At 73.5% G+C, this 15,443-nt stretch carries 16 protein-coding genes; 7 read left to right on the top strand and 9 right to left on the bottom strand.

From position 1 onward, the window contains the following. Positions 1-40: 40 nt before the first annotated feature. Together ACWCQS_RS19205 and ACWCQS_RS19200 are read left to right on the top strand one after the other, a co-directional pair. Entirely contained in the window at positions 41-424 is a 384-nt protein-coding gene (locus ACWCQS_RS19205) for a hypothetical protein (RefSeq protein WP_388630637.1), read from the top strand. Beyond that, positions 421-699: a DUF4031 domain-containing protein gene (locus tag ACWCQS_RS19200; RefSeq protein WP_451005507.1), complete on the top strand. Its 279-nt coding sequence runs from the start codon at positions 421-423 to the stop codon at positions 697-699. The genes ACWCQS_RS19205 and ACWCQS_RS19200 overlap by 4 nt, the downstream gene beginning before the upstream one ends. Here ACWCQS_RS19200 and ACWCQS_RS19195 read toward each other — a convergent pair. Further along, positions 681-1,748: a GNAT family N-acetyltransferase gene (locus ACWCQS_RS19195; RefSeq protein ID WP_451005506.1), complete on the bottom strand. Its 1,068-nt coding sequence runs from the start codon at positions 1,746-1,748 to the stop codon at positions 681-683. The two genes, ACWCQS_RS19200 and ACWCQS_RS19195, sit on opposite strands and share 19 nt — an antisense overlap. 27 nt (positions 1,749-1,775) lie before the next feature. Next, the gene (locus ACWCQS_RS19190) at positions 1,776-2,420 is read right to left on the bottom strand and encodes an HD domain-containing protein (RefSeq protein WP_451005505.1); all 645 of its coding nucleotides are present in this window, start codon (positions 2,418-2,420) and stop codon (positions 1,776-1,778) included. Positions 2,421-2,562: 142 nt separating this feature from the next. Here ACWCQS_RS19190 and ACWCQS_RS19185 point away from each other — a divergent pair, with 142 nt between their 5' ends. After that, positions 2,563-3,255: a copper homeostasis protein CutC gene (locus ACWCQS_RS19185; RefSeq protein ID WP_451005504.1), complete on the top strand. Its 693-nt coding sequence runs from the start codon at positions 2,563-2,565 to the stop codon at positions 3,253-3,255. Between the two features lie 93 nt (positions 3,256-3,348). Here ACWCQS_RS19185 and ACWCQS_RS19180 read toward each other — a convergent pair whose 3' ends face one another. Both ACWCQS_RS19180 and ACWCQS_RS19175 read right to left on the bottom strand, forming a co-directional pair. Next, positions 3,349-4,011, bottom strand: coding sequence for an LppU/SCO3897 family protein (locus ACWCQS_RS19180; RefSeq protein WP_451005503.1), 663 nt, complete (start codon positions 4,009-4,011; stop codon positions 3,349-3,351). Positions 4,012-4,067: 56 nt separating this feature from the next. Then, a complete protein-coding gene (locus ACWCQS_RS19175) occupies positions 4,068-6,032 on the bottom strand; it encodes a HelD family protein (RefSeq protein WP_451005650.1) in 1,965 nt (654 codons plus the stop codon). Positions 6,033-6,411: 379 nt separating this feature from the next. Between ACWCQS_RS19175 and ACWCQS_RS19170 the strand changes: the two genes are divergently transcribed. Then, positions 6,412-6,594, top strand: a complete 183-nt coding sequence (locus ACWCQS_RS19170) for a hypothetical protein (RefSeq protein WP_451005502.1) — start codon at positions 6,412-6,414, stop codon at positions 6,592-6,594. Positions 6,595-6,818: 224 nt separating this feature from the next. Here the strand turns inward: ACWCQS_RS19170 and ACWCQS_RS19165 are convergent, their stop codons facing one another. Together ACWCQS_RS19165 and ACWCQS_RS19160 are read right to left on the bottom strand one after the other, a co-directional pair. Further along, on the bottom strand, positions 6,819-8,471 hold the full coding sequence (locus ACWCQS_RS19165) for a DNA repair helicase XPB (RefSeq protein ID WP_451005501.1): 1,653 nt from the start codon (positions 8,469-8,471) through the stop codon (positions 6,819-6,821). Positions 8,472-8,536: 65 nt separating this feature from the next. Further along, positions 8,537-11,191: a helicase-associated domain-containing protein gene (locus ACWCQS_RS19160; protein ID WP_451005500.1), complete on the bottom strand. Its 2,655-nt coding sequence runs from the start codon at positions 11,189-11,191 to the stop codon at positions 8,537-8,539. Between the two features lie 133 nt (positions 11,192-11,324). Here ACWCQS_RS19160 and ACWCQS_RS19155 point away from each other — a divergent pair, with 133 nt between their 5' ends. Together ACWCQS_RS19155 and ACWCQS_RS19150 are read left to right on the top strand one after the other, a co-directional pair. After that, positions 11,325-12,368 carry a hypothetical protein gene (locus ACWCQS_RS19155; protein WP_451005499.1) on the top strand — a complete coding sequence of 348 codons (1,044 nt, stop codon included), beginning with the start codon at positions 11,325-11,327 and terminating at the stop codon, positions 12,366-12,368. 125 nt (positions 12,369-12,493) lie between these two features. Continuing rightward, positions 12,494-13,120 (top strand): HAD family hydrolase, encoded by a 627-nt coding sequence (locus ACWCQS_RS19150; RefSeq protein WP_451005498.1) that lies wholly within the window; start codon positions 12,494-12,496, stop codon positions 13,118-13,120. On the opposite strand, the gene ACWCQS_RS19145 is transcribed toward ACWCQS_RS19150, so the two are convergent. Then, complete coding sequence (locus ACWCQS_RS19145) at positions 13,096-13,347, bottom strand: hypothetical protein (RefSeq protein WP_356303861.1); 252 nt, start codon at positions 13,345-13,347, stop codon at positions 13,096-13,098. The two genes, ACWCQS_RS19150 and ACWCQS_RS19145, sit on opposite strands and share 25 nt — an antisense overlap. A gap of 154 nt (positions 13,348-13,501) precedes the next feature. Between ACWCQS_RS19145 and ACWCQS_RS19140 the strand changes: the two genes are divergently transcribed. Beyond that, the gene (locus ACWCQS_RS19140; RefSeq protein ID WP_451005497.1) at positions 13,502-13,885 is read left to right on the top strand and encodes a cold-shock protein; all 384 of its coding nucleotides are present in this window, start codon (positions 13,502-13,504) and stop codon (positions 13,883-13,885) included. Positions 13,886-13,892: 7 nt separating this feature from the next. Here the strand turns inward: ACWCQS_RS19140 and ACWCQS_RS19135 are convergent, their stop codons facing one another. After that, complete coding sequence (locus ACWCQS_RS19135) at positions 13,893-14,741, bottom strand: 1,4-dihydroxy-6-naphthoate synthase (protein ID WP_451005496.1); 849 nt, start codon at positions 14,739-14,741, stop codon at positions 13,893-13,895. Next, the gene (locus ACWCQS_RS19130; RefSeq protein ID WP_451005495.1) at positions 14,731-15,438 is read right to left on the bottom strand and encodes a futalosine hydrolase; all 708 of its coding nucleotides are present in this window, start codon (positions 15,436-15,438) and stop codon (positions 14,731-14,733) included. The genes ACWCQS_RS19135 and ACWCQS_RS19130 overlap by 11 nt, the downstream gene beginning before the upstream one ends. Between the last annotated feature and the right edge of the window lie 5 nt (positions 15,439-15,443).

Raw genomic sequence — 15,443 nt, 5'->3', positions numbered from 1 at the left:
CGGTTCGGCGTCGGGGTCAAGAGTGCGCACAATGGGTTCCATGGAGCCCATCACACCCCTTGAGCAGGCCCTGCATGCCGCCCGAGCCCTCGTGCTCGCCGATCTGATCGCCGGCGAGGTCGCGGAGGCGGACGTGGTCTCGCTCGTCGAGGACTCCGTCGCGGAGCGCCGCTGGTGGGTCGAGCAGTGGCCGGACGGCGCCACCTATGTCGCCGGGCTGGTCGCGCAGGACGTACAGGACGCGCTGCTGGACCGGTACGGCCGCTGGCCGCTGTGCCCGGTGTGCGGCTCCGGCGATCCGCACGCGCTGGACGTGGAGCCCGAACTGGGCCCCGATCCGCACTGGGTGTGTCACAAGGCGGGCGTGAAGGTCGCGGCGGTGGGTTCGCTGGGCTCGGCCACGGGCGGAATGGCCTCTTCGTGACCCTCTACATCGACCCGCCGAACTGGCCGGGACACGGCCGCATGTGGTCGCACCTGGTCAGCGACGTGTCCTACGCCGAACTCCACGCGTTCGCCGAGCAACTGGGCGTGCCGAGGCGCGCCTTCGAGCGCGACCACTACGACCTTCCGTCGCACCGGTACGCGGAGGCGGTGGCGGCCGGCGCGGTGGAGGTCGGCAGCCGCGAGGTGGTGCGGCTGCTGCACGCCTCGGGCCTGCGCCGGCGCAAGGGGCTTGTTCAGCGGCGCAGTTCATAGGCGAACTCGGCACCCTCGTCGCTGACCTGCGTGAACCCGGCCCGGGTGACCACCGCCTGCGAGGCGGTGTTGTCCCGCTCGACGGTCGCGAACAGGGAGCCGACGTCGTCGCGGGCCAGCGCCCAGTCCGCGAGCGCGCGCAGGGCCTCGGTGGCGTACCCCTGACCGCGGGCGCCCTCGACCAGGTCGTAGCCGATCTCCACCCGGCCGTCCTCGTCCGGGACGCCGTGGAAGCCGATGCCGCCGATCGCACGGCCGTCCTCCTGCCGGACGAGGGCGAAGACCCCGAACTCCGGCCGGTGCACACCGGCTTCGTACGCCTTCAGCAGGAAGGAGGCGGCCTCCCGCGTGCCCTCGTACGGGCCGCCGTCGAGCCAGGTGAAGCCGCCGTCGCCGCCCAGGCACAGACCGTGGGCGGCGGCCGGGCGGACGCCGACCAGGGTGAGGCGCTCGGCCGGGATGACCAGGTTGTTGTTCCAGCGCCACTCGGTGACCGGGGCGCGACCGGGCAGCTCGCCGCGGCCGGTGGCCCACAGCAGGGTCGGCCAGGGGGCGGGGCCGGGCTGGACGTGCGGGAAGAGGCAGGCGAGGAGGGACTCGACGAGCTCGGCCGGCGGCTCGTAGGCGATCCCGAGTCCCTCGGCCATGTCGTGGGTGTGCAGCAGCACCTCGGCGATGCCCATCGCGGCGAAGCCCTGGGCGTCGGCGCTGCGGAAGGGGTAGGGGTGGAAGGCGCGGACGCCGGGCGGGGCGGTGCGGACGGCGGCGGTGAGGAGCGCGCCGGTCGTCTCGATGACGTGCAGCAGGCCCGCGTTGTCGGTGCCCTCGTCGAGGGTGAGCTCGAAGGGGAGGTAGCCGTCCTGCGCGCGTCCGGCCAGGTTGGCGGCGTAGGCGATGAGGTCGTCGGCGACATGGACGGCGGTGGTGTGGCAGTCCCACTCCAGCCGCCCGGCCGGTACGGCCCGCCAGTCCCGGTCCACCGCCGCGCGCAGTGCCGCTGTGCAGCCCGCCACGGCCTCGGTCACATGGTCCCCGTTTATCGGTCGCATGGGGCGAACCCTAGGGGGCCGTACCCCTCAGGTCGACAGCATTTCCAGCTCGGAGGCGAGGTTGTAGCGGGCGGTGGCCTCCCAGTGCTCCTGGCCGTAGGGGGTGCGGAACAGCCGGGGAAGGGCGAGGAGTTGGCACAGGACCGCCGAACGGCCCTCCTTGAAGGCGTCGTTCGGCACGAAGTGGTACTCCTCGCGCACCTCGGCGGTGTACACGGCGTACGCCGACGGGGGCGCGGCCAGGATCGCGAGGTCGGCGTCGCACAGCACCTCGCCGTTGCGGTCGTCGTCGGCCGGGTCGTGCGTGAAGGTGAGCCGGACCAGCCGGGCCACCTCGGCGGTCGTCTCCGCACAGACCCCGGCCTCGGGGAGCGCGCGCTCGGCGAGGCGGGCCGAGCGTTCCTCGTTCTCCGACCGTTCCGGAAGGTAGACGGCGTCGTGGAACCAGGCGGCCAGGCGTACGACGTCCGCGTCGGCGGCGTACTTCTCCAGTACGTCGATGTGGTCGAGCACCGCGGTGAGGTGGGCCGGCGTGTGGTACCGGCGCTGCGGCTCCTGCCAGCGGGCGAGCAGGTTGTCGGCGTACGGCGCGGGATCGGGCCCGCCGCCTGGGGCACGGGCGGCTTCCAGCGCACGGGCGAAACGGAGACGCAGGGCATCGAGGTCGGCCATGGACCCATTCTTCCGCGCCGTGCGCCGTCGTTCCGCCGTGACGCGTGCCGTCGGCGCCCTGGCGTGGACCCCACGTGACCGCGCACAGGCGTAGTCTTGGAATTGGACTAGACCTGTAGTGGCCGACGACGAATGGGGTGCCATGAGCAAGCGTGCAGTCCTGGAGGTGATCGCGCTCGACGTCGAGGACGCGGTCGCCGCCCAGGCCGGAGGCGCGGACCGCCTGGAGCTGGTCACCGACATGGCGGCCGACGGGCTCAGCCCGGCGCCCGCCACCGTCGCGGGGATCCGGGCCGCCGTCGACATCGACCTGCGCGTGATGCTCCGCCTCGCGGACGGGTTCGCGGCCGGAGACGTGGACCGTCTGGTCAGGGTGGCCGGCGACCTGCGCGAGGCCGGCGCCGACCAGTTCGTCCTCGGCTTCCTCGACGCGGACGGCGCGGTCGACCTGGCGGCGGTGGAGCGGGTGGTCCATGCGCTGTACGGCTGCGCGTGGACCTTCCACCGGGCGATCGACCGGGCCGACGACCGCGACGCCCTGCGCAAACAGCTCGCCGACCTGCCCGGCCTCGACACCTACCTCACCGCGGGCGCCGCCGGCGGGGTGGACGAGGGCCTGCCGACGCTGGCCGCGGAGGCGGGCCGGCGGGGGGAGCCGGGTTACGGCCAGACCCTCCTGGTCGGCGGCGGCCTGCGCCTGGAGCATGTGCCCCCGCTGCGGGCCGCCGGTATCGACGCCTTCCACATCGGCGGCGCGGCCCGGCCCTCCGGGTGGGAGGGGCCGGTTTCCGAGGGGGCCGTGCGGGAGTGGCGGAGGGCGTTGGACGCGGGGTAGCGCCCCGGGCCCGCGGGTCGTTCACCCTGTCGCGGCGGGGCCGCACATCAGCACAGCCCCGTGCCCCTTACGGAGCCGCGGTGCTGCCGGCCGTTACCCGGCCGCCATCCCGACGAGCACGAGGAGCAGCACCAGGGCGAAGCCGGTGAGCGGGAAGAGGCCCAGGATTCCGGCCGGGCGCCGCAGCACCGGGCGGCCCGGGTCCAGCCCGGGGCCGTGGGCGCCGGCCGGTGCGGGAAGCTTACGGATCTTGGCCAGGGCGAAGAGGTTGATCAGCAGCGTGACGGGCGTGATGAGCATTGACGCCGGACCCCACCACCCCTGCGCCATGGTGTCCGACTGCATCTTGCGGAAGACGGCGAGCGCGCAGGTCTGGCAGAAGGTGCCTTTCCGCCACAGGTTCCGCATCACGATCAGCATGCCCTGGTGGCCGCGGATCGTCACCCGCTCGGCGGGCGCCGCTCCGCACACCTCGCACCCGACGCCGGGAGCGGCCGGGTACGCGCCGGGGGCCTGCTGATACCCGGCCTGGCCGAAGTCGGCGGGCGTCTGCGGGTAGGGAGCCTGCCCGTAGCCGCCCGGTGCCTGCCCGTACGGTCCGGCGGGCTGCGGCTGCTGCTGCCCCACCGGCGCCTGCGGATAGCCCGCGGGGGCCTGCTGATACGGCCCCGGCGCCTGCGGGTAGCCCGCCGGTGCCTGCTGGTAGGGACCGGGGTACTGCTGGTACGCGGGGTGCGGAGGCGGTGGAGTGCTCAACGGAGGCCTTTCCATGGGGACATGCCGGAACGGCACGACACCCTAGCCGTGCGCCGTCAGGCCAGCTGCGCCGGCAGCGGTGCCGAGTGCGTCACGATCAGGCCCGACACCGCACGCGTCAGCGCCACGTACAGGCGTCGCAGGCCGGTGCGTTCGTCCGGCTCGCCGTCCACCACCGCCTGGGGCTCGTCCAGGACCACGTAGTCGTACTCCAGGCCCTTGGCGAGGGACGCCGGGACGAGGGTGAGGCGGGTCTCCCGGGTGGTCTCCTCGCCGGGGGCGAGGTGGGGGAGTCCCGCCGCCGTCAGGGCCTCGGCCAGGACCGGGATCCGGGCGTCGGCGGCGATCAGGCCCGTCGAACCCTCGTTGCGCAGCAACTCCTCACAGGCGGCGACGACTTCGGATGTCTCCGTCGTCGTACGGACCTCGAAGAAGCCCGGGTTCTCGCGGACCGACGCGACCGGGGTGAGGCCCGGCGCGATGTGCGGGAGCAGGCGGGAGGCGTAGGTGATGACGTCCGTGGGGACGCGGAAGCCCGCCGTCAGCTCTTCGATGACGCCCTCCGTCTTGCCGAGGTGGGCGAGGGCTTCGTCCCAGCTGCGGGTCGCCCAGGGAGTCGTGCCCTGCGCCAGGTCGCCCAGCACCGTCGCGCTGCCCGTCGTGCAGCGGCGGCCGACGGCCCGGTACTGCATGGGGGACAGGTCCTGCGCCTCGTCCAGGACGACATGGCCCAGCGAGTGGGTGCGCCGGATCAGATCGGCCGCCTCGTCGATCAGCACCGCGTCCGCCGCCGACCACTTGGCCGACTTCACGCTGCGCACCGGCTTGGCCCACAGGATCGTCTTCTGCTCGTCCTCGTCCAGGACTCCGGTGGCGTGCTCGGCGAGGAAGTCCGCGTCCGTCAGCAGGCGCAGCACGAGCTTCGCCGGGTCCACGGCCGGCCAGATCTCCTTCACGGCCGCCTTCACCGCGCTGTTGCGGGCCACCGCGTCCTGCACCCGGTCGTCCGGCGCCTCGCCCGAGCGCTCCATCTGCACCAGCACCGCGTGCGCGATCCGCTGCGGCAGGGCCTCGCGGGCCGCGCCGTACCGGATGTCCCGCTGCAGCAACTCCCGGACGATGTCCTCCAGTTCGTACGCCGGCACCCGCCAGCGCCGGGAGCCGCGCACCACCACGACCGGCTCCGTCGGCAGGGTCACATGGGAGTACAGGGCCCGGCGCAGCACCTCGGCCATCCGGGCGTCGCCCTTGATCACGGCGGCGGCCGCCTCGTCCGTGCCGCGCACCTCGACGTGGGCGACCAGGTCGTCGACGGTCGCCTGCTGGACGGTCAACTCGCCCAGTGCGGGCAGGACCTGCTCGATGTAGTGCAGGAAGGACCTGTTCGGGCCGATCACCAGGGTGCCGGTGCGGGCGAGCCGCTCCCGGTGGGCGTAGAGGAGGTAGGCGACCCGGTGCAGGCCGACGGCGGTCTTTCCGGTGCCGGGGCCGCCCTGGACGCAGACGGTGCCGGACAGACCGGCGCGGACGATCTCGTCCTGCTCGGGCTGGATGGTGGCGACGATGTCCCGCATGGGGCCGACACGCGGCCGCTCGATCTCCTGCTGGAGCAGCTTGCTGGTGGCCGCCGCCTCGGCCGGGTCGGAGAGGTGCTCGTCCTCGTAGGCGGTCAGGTCGCCGCCGGTGTAGCCGAAGCGGCGGCGCAGCGCGACGTCCATCGGGTCCTTCTTGGACGCCCGGTAGAACGGCTGCGAGACCGGGGCGCGCCAGTCGATGACCATGGGGTCGCCGTCGGCGTCGTGCACATGCCGCCGCCCGATGTAGAACTGCTCGCCCTCCGCGCCCTCCGCCTCGTCCGCGCGCGGCGCGTGCAGATAGTCCAGCCGGCCGAAGAACAGCGGGGTGTCGCTCAGGTCGGCCAGCGCCTTGATCCGCTCGTCGATCTGGCGGGACAGTACTTCGGCGTTGACCCAGTTGGCGGTGACGTCGCGGATGTCCAGCGACTCCACGTCCTCGCGCATGGCACGCAGGGCGGCGCGGGAGTCGGCGAGGTGGGAGCGCTCTCGGGCGAGTGGGTCGTCGGCGGGAGTGGACGTGGACAAGGGGGTGCCTCCGGTGGACCTGCTGGGTGACTACGACGAAGCCGCCCGGTTTCCGACCGGGCGACGGCACTCCGCGGAGGGGAGGCGGGCAAGAGCGGAGATTTTAGGGGAGCGTGCGGGGGCGAAGCCAATGAATTTCCGGGCTGCCGGGTGCGCGCGTCGGCTTTTGGCCGCCCCCTAGGGGACGCGCGGCCCCCTGAGTAGGGGCCGGGGTCCGCCTGGAGATCTACGCGGAGCCGTCCGGAATTGGCTCCGGAGACCGATGCGGCTCTTATGTCCCGCGATCCACCATGGAGACATGAGCGCAGCAACCATCTCTCCGGCCCCTGACGGGCCACCGGCCGGGGCCACGGCCGTGGACGGCCCGCACCACCACTGGCTCGGCAACGCCCTGCGTGCCATCAAGGTGTTCGCGGAGGCCGCCTTCGGCGTGATCATCCTCGGCGAGTACGGCGAGGAAGCGGGCATACGCCGCAAGTAACCGCACAGGGGCGCCCGTGCCGGGCGGAAGGCGGGGCCGTGGTCCACGGCACCGACCTGTACGGCATCACCGTCACCCGCCGGCGGCTCCGCGCGGCCTGTCCCGGCCCCGAAGGCGGCCCTTCCCGCGGGCAACACGCTCCTGCTCGCGATCCAACAGCCCGGGGCCTCGCCGTACCCGCTGCTGGGGCCGGCGCTGATCGCGGCTGCGGCGCTCCGGGCGGCTCAGCCGGTGCTGTCCTCGGCCAGGATCTCGTCCGCGTCCACGATCCGGTAGGCGTAGCCCTGTTCGGCCAGGAAGCGCTGGCGGTGGGCGGCGAAGTCCTGGTCGATGGTGTCGCGGGCGACGACCGAGTAGAAGTGCGCCTGGTGGCCGTCGGCCTTCGGGCGCAGGACCCGGCCGAGGCGCTGGGCCTCCTCCTGGCGGGAGCCGAAGGTGCCGGACACCTGGATGGCGACCGTCGCCTCCGGCAGGTCGATGGAGAAGTTCGCGACCTTCGACACCACCAGCACGCTGATCTCGCCCTCGCGGAAGGCGTCGAAGAGCTTCTCGCGCTGGGCGTTGGAGGTCTCGCCCTTGATGACGGGCGCGTTCAAGTGCTCGCCCAGCTCGTCGAGTTGGTCGATGTACTGGCCGATGACGAGGATCTGCTGGCCGGCGAAACGGCGGACGATCGCCTCCGTCACCTTCCGCTTGGTGTCCGTCGTCGCACAGAAGCGGTACTTCTCGTCCGTCTCGGCCGTCGCGTACGCCAGCCGCTCGGAGTCCGTCAGATTCACCCGGACCTCGACACAGTCGGCCGGCGCGATGTACCCCTGCGCCTCGATCTCCTTCCAGGGCGCGTCGAACCGCTTCGGCCCGATGAGGGAGAACACGTCCGACTCGCGGCCGTCCTCGCGGACGAGGGTCGCGGTGAGGCCCAGCCGGCGGCGCGCCTGCAGATCGGCGGTGAACTTGAAGACAGGAGCGGGCAGCAGATGCACCTCGTCGTAGACGATCAGACCCCAGTCCCGGGAGTCGAACAGCTCCAGGTGCGGATAGACACCCTTCCGCTTGGTCGTCAGCACCTGGTAGGTGGCGATGGTGACCGGGCGGATCTCCTTCCTGGTACCGCTGTACTCGCCGATCTCGTCCTCGGTCAGCGAGGTCCGCTTCACCAGCTCGTGCTTCCACTGCCGCGCCGAGACGGTGTTGGTGACGAGGATCAGGGTCGTGGACTTGGCCTGGGCCATGGACCCGGCGCCGACCAGTGTCTTCCCGGCGCCACAGGGCAGCACCACGACACCGCTGCCGCCGTGCCAGAAGTTCTCCACGGCCTGCTTCTGGTACGGCCGAAGCGCCCAGCCGTCCTCCAGCAGCTCGATCGGATGCGCCTCGCCGTCGACGTACCCGGCGAGGTCCTCGGCCGGCCAGCCCAGCTTCAGCAGCACCTGCTTGATCTGCCCGCGCTCGGACGGGTGCACGACGACCGAGTCCGCATCGATCCGCGCCCCCACCAGCGGGGCGATCCGCTTGGACTTCAGCACCTCCTCCAGCACCGGCCGGTCGGTGGTGGTCAGCACGAGCCCGTGTGCCGGGTGCTTGCTGAGCGTGAGCCGCCCGTACCGGTCCATCGTCTCGGCGATGTCCACGAGCAGCGCGTGCGGCACCGGATACCGGCTGAACTGCACCAGCGCGTCCACGACCTGCTCGGCGTCATGCCCCGCGGCCCGCGCGTTCCACAGCCCGAGCGGGGTGACCCGATAGGTGTGGATGTGCTCGGGCGCCCGCTCCAGCTCGGCGAACGGCGCGATGGCACGCCGGCAGTCGTCGGCCCGCTCGTGGTCGACCTCCAGGAGCAGGGTCTTGTCGGACTGGACGATCAGCGGTCCGTTCACGTGCGGCACACACCCTTTCCACAACAACCAAACGTCCAGTGTGCCCTAAACGCCGACGATCACCGTCAGTCTTCCGCGAGCTCCGCCACGCCGGTGATCCGGTGCAGCGGATACGTGCGTACCTCGTCCGCGGTGTGGTCGTACGCCGTGACGAAACCGCCCTCCACCTTGACCGGGGCGATGACGCGCTGGCTGGCGGTGCCCTCGGCGTTGACGTAGCCGATCCAGAGGGACGCGCCGGTCAGGACGGCGGCCTGCACGGTGGCCAGGGTCTCGGCGGAGGAGGTGCGGGGCAGTTCGCCGCCCGGCAGCGGAGTCGCGGCCCCGGAGGTCTTGCGCGGGGCGGTGGCGGCCAGATCGCCGGCCCGGATCGCCCGGATCGCCGCCGTGAGCAGCGCGGCGTCGGGCGGCGGCGGGCCGTCCGGGACCGGCTCGGGGGCGGTGCGCGGCGGGGTGCGGTGGGCGTGGGCGCGGGTGATCAGGACGTCACCCTCGGCGGACTCGGCGGCCGGCGCGAAGCCCATCGCGCGCAGGCCCTCCAGCAGCGTGGCCGGGTCGCACTGGGCGGCCAGCACGGTCGGGGCGAGCCGGCGCAGCCGCAGGGCGGCGGCGCGCCGGTCGGCGAGGATCTCGTTCAGCAGGGCGTCGTCGTCGCAGCGCACATACGCCGAGGCCGCGCCGACCCGGAGGTGCCCGTGCTTGCGGGCCACGTCGTCGATCAGATACGCGAGCGGCTGCGGCACCGGGGTGCGGGAGTGCTCGGCGAGGAAGGCGTGCAGATCGGCGGCGGTACGGCCGGCGTCCAGGGCCCGCCGTACGGAAGCCGGGGTGAAGCGGTACACGGTCGCGCCGCCCTTGGACTCGACGTCCGCCAGCACGTCCAGCAGGTCGGCGAGGGGGCGTTGCAGCGGTCCGGGTGCCACCGCCGTCAGGTCGGCCTGGAGCAGCACGTGGTCCAGCGGCTCGGGCAGGAGCGGCGCGAGGAGCCGGGCGGCGGCGGCCGTCGCCACGGCCTGCTCGGCGGGGGAGAGCGGGGTGAGGGCGGGGCCGGGACGGTGGTGATGGTGGACGGGCAGCTTGTCGCCGGGGCCGGTGGGGCCAGTGGGGCCGGTGGGGGCGGTGGGGCCGGTGGGGGCGGTGGTGACGGTGTCGAGCGAGCCGACGGAGGCGGCCGGGGTGCCGGGGGCGCCCGACGCCGTGCGCGAGCCCGTTCCCGTTCCCGTCCCCGGTGCCGGCGCGCCCAGCAGCGCCCGGCCGTGTGCCGACAGCGCGCCCCGTCCCGTGACGCCCAGCAGCTCCGCCTCGGACAGGGTCCAGCGGGCGAGCCGGGAGCGCAGGTCCTCGTCGCCGTCCCGCTGCTGGGGTCCGCGCAGGGGCCGTTCCCAGCGCAGCCGGGCCAGCACCGACTCGGTGTCCGGTGCGGCTCCCGCCGGCAGCCCGGCCAGCAGGGTCAGCACCCGGTGCCGTACCTCGGGCGCGGCCGAGCGGTCCAGGCCGGGGCCGAGCGCGGCGAGCGTACGGTCCTTGGCGTCCCGCCCGCCGACCAGCCCCGGCGTCCGGGTGGCCGCCAGCCAGGCCTCCGCCAGCTGGGACCAGCGCTCGGCGGCGGGCCGTTCCAGCCACTCGTCGTAGGCGGGCGTGGCCGCGTACCGCTCGTCGGCCTCGCCGTCGGAGGCGATCAGCCCGGCCGCGTACGCCAGTTCCACCCAGAACGCGGCGACCGGCTCGGACACGTCCAGGGCGACGGCGGTCCGCTTCAGATCGCGGACGCTGAGGCCGCCGGCCCGCAGCACGGCCGGGCCGCCCTCGTCCCAGTCCTTCAGCAGCTCCTCGACCGTGGCGAGCGCGGTGTACGCCTGCCCGGCCGCCGTCGCGTCCACCACCTGCGGACCGTATGTCGCGGCCGCCTCCACGGCCGGCGGCAGCGGCTCGGGTGCGCGGTGCGCCCGGCCCTCGCGCAGATGCAGGGCGACCTCACGCGGCAGGACGACCGTGCCGGGCGCGGTCGGCAGCAGCAGACCGCGGTCGAGCAGCCAGCGCAGATGCGCCGCCGGTTCGGGGGTGACCTGCCCGTACGGCGGCCCCCACACCAGCCGCGCCAGCACCTCGCGGGCGGGCTCCGGGGCGCCGGCCAGCAGCTTGCCCATCTTCTTGCGGTCGTCGAACAGCGCGGTGAGCGCGCTCACGGCGGACACCGAGTCGTGCGTCGAGGGCAGCCCGGCCGCCGTGACGATCTCCTGGATCCGGCCCGGCGACATGCCCGAGGTGGCCTCCTGCACGCTGGGCCCGAGCCCGGTCGGGGAGGGGTGCTGCGGGGACGGCGCGAGGAGTTCGCGGGCCGTGCGCACCAGCCGCAGCCGCTCGTCGTCGCCCCACACCAGCGCCTGTTCGCGCAGGGTGCCGAGGGCGTGCGGCAGCGCGGCGGCGACCTTCTCGTCCCCGGCGTCCCCGGCCATCAGCGCGAGCAGCGTGTCGTAGGACGCCGGGTCCGGGGCCACGGCCAGCGCCTCCGCCGTCTGCAGCGCGAACCGGTCCAGCCGCTCCAGCGCGCGCAGCACCGAGGCACGGGTGCCGGCGCGGGTGGCCAGCTGGGTGAGGTCGGTCGGGACGGGCGTGATGAGGTCGGGGCGGCTGCGCAGCAGCGCGGCCAGCAAGGCGTCGTCCCGCGCGCGGAGCGCTTCCGCGAGGGAACGGGGAGCGGGGTGGGCCGCTTGGCTCATCTGACCCACGGTAGCGGGTGCCGTCGCCGAGGGGGCGTCCCCGGAGGTCCCTGCCCGGGGCGCGGGTTCGGCGCCAGGTCTCTGCGCTACCGTCCTCACGGGGTTTCATCACCGTCGCCCCGGAGGGGTTCCGTTGGGGATCGAGAGCGACCAGGTCGTCTACGAGTACCTGAGCCGTGTCGGAGACATCGCTCAGCAACGGCAGCTGCCGTCGGCCACCCGGATGCGGCTCGTGTCGGAGCTGCGCAACGAGATCGACCGGCACCGGGCCAAGTCGACGGTCGACAGTCCCGCCGCGGTCCGCCGCATCCTGGACCGCCTGGGCACCCCGGACGAGGTCGTCGCGGCCGCGGGCGGCACGCCCGGCACCGGCGGGGTCGCACAGCCGCCCGCCGCCGTGCCGGTACAGCCCGCGCCGCGCGAACGGAAACCGAAGGCGCCGGATCCGGCGGACGGGGCACGGCAGAACGGTCCGCGGGGCCTGAAGGCGCTGCGCCGGGTCGTCCCCCGCCCCCGCCCCGACGAGACCCGGCCCGAGCCCTCCGTCCCGCGCGACGCCCCGTCCCCGCCGCACCTGGCCGCCGCGCACGAACTCGGGGACAGCGCCGTACAGCCCGACTGGTGGCGGGTCGGTGGCGGTTCGTTCGGTGTCGCGGCCGAGACGGACTCGGTGCCGGGGTTCGTGGGTGGAGTGGAGATCCCGGAGCTGCTCAGGCGGCCGCCGAAGGAGCGGGAGCCGGCGGACCGGGCCCCGGCGCCGGCCGAGCCGGAACCGGAGGCGACCGAGGCCGAGCCCGCGCCCTCCGCCGCGCGCCGGCGTCTGCTCCCCCGTCCCGCGGCCGGCTGGACCAATCCCCTCCTGCTGCTGGCCGCCGCCGCGCTGGTCGCCGGTGCGGTGCTCGGGAACTGGTTCGCGCTGCTCCTCGGCTGGGTCATCGCCTACGGCTCCCGGCGGCTGACGCCCGCGGAGACCAAGACGGCCGTGATGGTCCTGCCGGGTACGGCGGTCGCGGCGGGGATCGTGTGGCTGTGGGGAAGGGGCAACGGCCGCTGGGGCCAGCCGATCGCCCAGGGCCACATGAACGACGCGGTCGCCGGGACATGGCCGTGGGTGGTCCGGGGGGCGGCGGTGGCTTCGGCGCTGTTCCTGGTGTGGCGGTCGCAGAGGACCAGGTGAGGCGCGCCCCGAAGAGGCGGGGAACTGCGCGACCAGCCCAAGACGGACCGCACCCGGCAGACGACAGTGACCCCTATGGCGCCCGCCCGCCCGGCCGAACCGCCGGAGGCACCGGTCCTGACACAATGCCGCATATGACATTCACCGTCGGATTCGACCTCGACATGACCCTGATCGACTCCCGGCCCGGTATCCATGCCTGCTACGTGGCGCTGTCCGAGCGGACCGGGACCTACATCGACGCCGATCTGGCGGTGACCCGGCTCGGACCGCCGCTCGCCGAGGAGCTGATCAACTGGTTCCCGCAGGAGCAGGTGCCCGCGATGGCCGACCTGTACCGGGAGATGTACCCGGCGATCGCCATCGTCGCGACCCCCGCCATGGACGGCGCCCGGGAGGCGATAGCCGCGGTGCGGGCGGCCGGCGGCCGGACGATGGTGGTCACGGCGAAGTACGAGCCCAACGCCAAGCTGCATCTGAGCCACCTCGGCATCGAGCCGGACGTGGTCGTGGGCGACCTGTGGGCCGAGCAGAAGGCGCAGGCGCTGCGCGAGTACCGTGCCGGCGTGTACGTCGGCGATCACGTCGGGGACGTGCGCGGGGCCCGTACGGCGGGGGCGCTGTCGGTCGCCGTGGCGACCGGACCCTGCCCCGCCGACGAGCTGCGCGCCGCCGGTGCGGACGTCGTCCTGGCGGACCTGTCCGTCTTCCCGGCGTGGCTGGCCGCCTACCGCGAGGCGCCCCGCGCCTGACGCCGGCCGGCGGCGATCGACCGCAGGACGCCCGCGCCGGCGACGAGGAAACCGACCGCCATGAGCATGCTCAAACCGAACATGTACGTCGGAAAGGGTTTTGCGCCGAGGAACAGCGGGGCCACCGTGACCAGAGTGGCCACGGCCCCGATGAAGAAGACGATCGCACCGGCGCGGATCAGCCGGTCACCGGGCGCGGCGGAATTCGTTTGGGTTTTGTCACGCACCGGACCAGGGTAGTTCCCAGCGCGAGGGAACAACCGGGGGACGTCTTGTCACCCGCCCCGAGACCATTAGCCTTGATGGCGGCGGGTCATGGTGGACCCGCTCTAGTGCTGTCAAGAGCACTTTTCCCGACTAGTACGAGGACGAGGACAGACGGTGCCGACCGGGCGTGTCAAATGGTTCAACAGTGAGAAGGGCTTCGGCTTTCTCTCCCGCGACGACGGCGGTGACGTCTTCGTCCATTCCTCTGTTCTCCCCGCCGGAGTCGACGCACTCAAGCCGGGACAGCGTGTGGAGTTCGGCGTCGTCGCCGGTCAGCGCGGTGACCAGGCGCTGTCGGTGACCGTGCTGGAGCCGACGCCGTCGGTCGCCGCGGCCCAGCGCAAGAAGCCGGACGAGCTGGCTTCCATCGTGCAGGACCTGACGACCCTTCTGGAGAACATCACGCCGCAGCTGGAGAAGGGCCGGTACCCGGAGAAGGCCTCCGGCAAGAAGATCGCCGGTCTGCTGCGGGCGGTCGCCGACCAGCTGGACGTATAGGCACCCGTCAGGGGAACGCGAGCGCATCCGGGCCGAGGGGCGGCACCAGCCCCTCGGCCGCCGCGCGTGTGAGCAGGCCGCGGATCGCGGCGTAGCCGTCCTCGCCCAGGTCGGCGGTGAACTCGTTCACGTACAGGCCGATGTGCTGGTCCGCCACGGCCGGGTCCATCTCCTGGGCGTGTGCCATGACGTACGGCCGGGACGCCTCGGGGTCGTCCCAGGCGGCGCGCACCGAGGCGCGGATGGAGTCGGCGAGCCGCGTCAGCGTCCCGGCGCCGAGCGAGCGCTTGGCCACGATCGCGCCGAGCGGGATCGGCAGTCCGGTGGTCCGCTCCCAGTGCTCGCCCATGTCGGCGAGCTTGTGCAGCCCGTAGTTCTGGTAGGTGAACCGGGCCTCGTGGATGACCAGACCGGCGTCCACCTTGCCGTCCCGCACGGCCGGCATGATCTCGTGGAACGGCAGGACGACGATCTCGCCGACCCCCTCCGGAAGGGTGTCCGCCGCCCACAGCCGGAACAGCAGATACGCCGTCGACTTCTCGCTGGGCACCGCGACCGTACGGCCCGTCAGGTCGTCCCCCGGCTCGCGGGTGAGCACCAGCGGCCCGCAGCCCCGCCCCAGCGCACCGCCGCACGGCAGCAGCGCGTACGCGCCGAGGATGTACGGCAGGACGGCGTACGACACCTTCAGCACGTCGTACTCGCCGCGCTCGGCCATGCCGTTGGTGATGTCGATGTCGGCGAAGGTCACGTCCAGCGCGGGGGCGCCGGGGACGCGGCCGTGGGCGAGGGCGTCGAAGACGAAGGTGTCGTTGGGGCAGGGGGAGTACGCGATCTGCAAGGGCTCACTGGTCATGTGGGTTCCAACTCTCCAGTACCGGCAGGAGCTTCCCGAACGCCTCGGTGAGGGCGGTGAGGGCGTCGCCGATGCGCCAGGCGGCGCGGTCGCGCGGGCCGACCGGGTTGGAGACCGCGCGGATCTCCAGCACCGGCGTGTCGTGCGCGGCGGCCGCCTCCGCCACCCCGAAGCCCTCCATGCCCTCGGCGAGCGCCCGCGGATGCCGGGCCCGCAGCTCGGCGGCGCGGGCGGCGGTGCCGGTGACGGTGGAGACGGTCAGGATCGTGCCGGTGCGGGCGCCGGTCGCCTCGGCCGCGGCGCGTACGACCGGCGTCGGCGGCCGGTGGGTGACGGTCCCGAAGCCGAGTTCGGTGACGGGGAGGAAGCCGTCGGCGGTCTCGGCGCCCAGATCGGCCACGGTGATCGCGTCGGCGACGACGAGCGAGCCGACGGGCGCCTCGGGCTGGAAGCCACCGCCGATCCCGGCCGAGACGACGAGGTCGTACGGGGTGCCTTCGAGGGCGGCGGCGGTCAGCGCGGCGGCGGTGGAGGCGGCGGCGAGGGCCGGGCCGACGCCGGCGGCGAGCAGATCACAGCCGGTCGCGGTACGGCACAGGAGGGCGCCGGGGAGCCGTGTCCGGCTCCCGGCTCCGGGAAACGCCCGTGCCACCGCGTCCCGCTCGACGGGGACCGCGGTGGCCACAAGGACGCGCACGGAAG

It is taken from the genome of Streptomyces sp. NPDC002076, assembly GCF_053593835.1.
This window is presented reverse-complemented; position numbering and strand designations above follow the sequence as displayed.

Excerpts from the sequence above, each read along its gene's own strand:
- ACWCQS_RS19205 (WP_388630637.1), top strand. The coding sequence starts at position 41 with ATGGAGCCCATCACACCCCTTGAGCAGGCCCTGCATGCCGCCCGAGCC.
- ACWCQS_RS19195 (WP_451005506.1), bottom strand. The coding sequence starts at position 1,748 with ATGCGACCGATAAACGGGGACCATGTGACCGAGGCCGTGGCGGGCTGC.
- ACWCQS_RS19190 (WP_451005505.1), bottom strand. The coding sequence starts at position 2,420 with ATGGCCGACCTCGATGCCCTGCGTCTCCGTTTCGCCCGTGCGCTGGAA.
- ACWCQS_RS19185 (WP_451005504.1), top strand. The coding sequence starts at position 2,563 with ATGAGCAAGCGTGCAGTCCTGGAGGTGATCGCGCTCGACGTCGAGGAC.
- ACWCQS_RS19175 (WP_451005650.1), bottom strand. The coding sequence starts at position 6,032 with ATGCGCGAGGACGTGGAGTCGCTGGACATCCGCGACGTCACCGCCAAC.
- ACWCQS_RS19170 (WP_451005502.1), top strand. The coding sequence starts at position 6,412 with ATGAGCGCAGCAACCATCTCTCCGGCCCCTGACGGGCCACCGGCCGGG.
- ACWCQS_RS19160 (WP_451005500.1), bottom strand. The coding sequence starts at position 11,191 with ATGAGCCAAGCGGCCCACCCCGCTCCCCGTTCCCTCGCGGAAGCGCTC.
- ACWCQS_RS19150 (WP_451005498.1), top strand. The coding sequence starts at position 12,494 with ATGCCGCATATGACATTCACCGTCGGATTCGACCTCGACATGACCCTG.
- ACWCQS_RS19135 (WP_451005496.1), bottom strand. The coding sequence starts at position 14,741 with ATGACCAGTGAGCCCTTGCAGATCGCGTACTCCCCCTGCCCCAACGAC.